The 1,686-nt window shown below is 69.6% G+C and carries 2 protein-coding genes and 1 pseudogene; all 3 read left to right on the forward strand.

Annotated elements, in window-relative coordinates:
- Positions 1–207, forward strand: a pseudogene (locus ABNT58_RS28675) (menaquinone via futalosine step 2); the annotation flags it as partial.
- 23 nt (positions 208–230) lie between these two features.
- Positions 231–1,277, forward strand: a complete 1,047-nt coding sequence (locus tag ABNT58_RS28680) for a purine nucleoside permease (RefSeq protein WP_348756755.1) — start codon at positions 231–233, stop codon at positions 1,275–1,277.
- Positions 1,278–1,438: 161 nt separating this feature from the next.
- Positions 1,439–1,686: TonB-dependent receptor plug domain-containing protein (locus tag ABNT58_RS28685; protein WP_348756756.1), on the forward strand; the 248-nt coding region annotated here is incomplete at its 3' end.

Here is a 1,686-nt window from a genome sequence, read left to right on the forward strand (position 1 = left end):
ATGGAGACTGCGGCCCTGGCCCATGTGGCCTATGCCAACCGCGTGCCCTACATCGCGATGCGCAGCGTCAGCGACCTGGCGGGCGCCGAAGAATTCAATGCCGACGTGGCCGCGCTGTTCTCCAGCGGCCTGGCCGAAACCAACGAGGCGGCGGTGACGCTGGCCTTCCTGGAAGCCTGGGCCGCCCGCGGCAAGCCGGCGCGTTGAGCGCCCTCTCACCTTCTTTGCCCATGACCCTCTTCAAGCCCACCACGCTGGCCGCTGCCGTCGCCCTGGCCGCCCCCCTGCTGGCCCAGGCGCAAGCCGCAGCATCCGCCACCCCGCGCCCGATCAAGGCCGTGGTCATCACCATGTTCGGGCCCGAGGCCGAGGGCTGGTTCCAGCCGCTCAAGCTGGACGAACGCATCCAGGTACCCGGCCTGTCACCCGACTACCCAGAGATCCGCTGCAACACCGACGACGTGTGCCTGCTGACCACCGGCATGGGTCACGCCAATGCCGCGGCCTCCACGCTGGCGCTGGCGATGGACCCGCGCTTCGACTTCACGCGCAGCTACTTCCTGATCGCCGGCATCGCGGGCATCGACCCGCAACAAGGCACGCTGGGCACGGCGGCCTGGGCGCGCTGGTTGATCGACTTCGGCATCGCGCATGAGATCGATGCGCGCGAGATGCCCAAGGGCTGGGCCACCGGCTACTACGGCCTGCTGACCAAGCGCCCCGGCGAGAAGCCCAAGTTCGAGTACCGCACCGAAGCCGCCCGCCTGGACGAAGCGCTGCTGCAGAAGGCCCTGGCGCTGACCCGCCAGCTGCCGCTGCAGGACAGCCCGGCCGCCGCCGCTTACCGCTCCAAATACAAGGAACCCGCCGCCCGCGCCAAGCCCACGGTGACGCAGTGCGACACGCTGGGCGGCGACACCTGGTGGCACGGCCACCGCCTGGGCCAGCATGCCCGCGACTGGACGAAGCTGCTGAGCGACGGCCAGGCCACCTACTGCACCACGCAGCAGGAAGACAACGCCACCTACAACGCGCTGGAACGTGCGGCGGCGGCCGGCAAGGTGAACCTGAAGCGCCTGGCGGTGCTGCGCGCGGGCTCCAACTTCGACCGCCCTCATCCGGGGCAGACCGCGCACCAGTCGCTCACCGCCTCATCCACCGGCGGCACCGGCGGCTTCGTGCCGGCGCTGCAGAACCTGCAGATCGTGGGCGGTGCGCTGGTGCAGGACATCGTGCGCGCCTGGCCGCAATGGCGCGAGGGCGTGCCGCAACCCTGAGGGCGCTTCACGCACGGCCCGCCTCGTTCACCCTGTTTTGAGGCACGGCAACAGGCATGGGCCTTGCGGTTACTTCGGGAAAACATTTCCGGAGGAATCCTTTGCGCCGCACCCGTCGCCCTGCCACCGCCTGCCTCACGCTGGCCCCGCTCACCACCGCCTTGCTGCTGGCCCTGCCCGCGATGGCGCAGGAAACCGCCAAGCTCGAATCGGTGACCGTCACCGCCGAGCGGCGGGCCGAGAACATCAAGGACGTGCCCAGCTCGGTGTCCACCATCTCCGGCGAAACGCTGGACGTGCTGAACTCCAGCGGCCAGGACGTGCGGGTGCTGTCGGGCCGCGTGCCCAGCCTCAACATCGAGTCGTCGTTCGGCCGCGCCTTTCCGCGCTTTTACATCCGCGGCTATGG

The sequence above is a fragment of the uncultured Aquincola sp. genome, from assembly GCF_964001545.1.
Taxonomy (GTDB): domain Bacteria; phylum Pseudomonadota; class Gammaproteobacteria; order Burkholderiales; family Burkholderiaceae_C; genus Aquincola.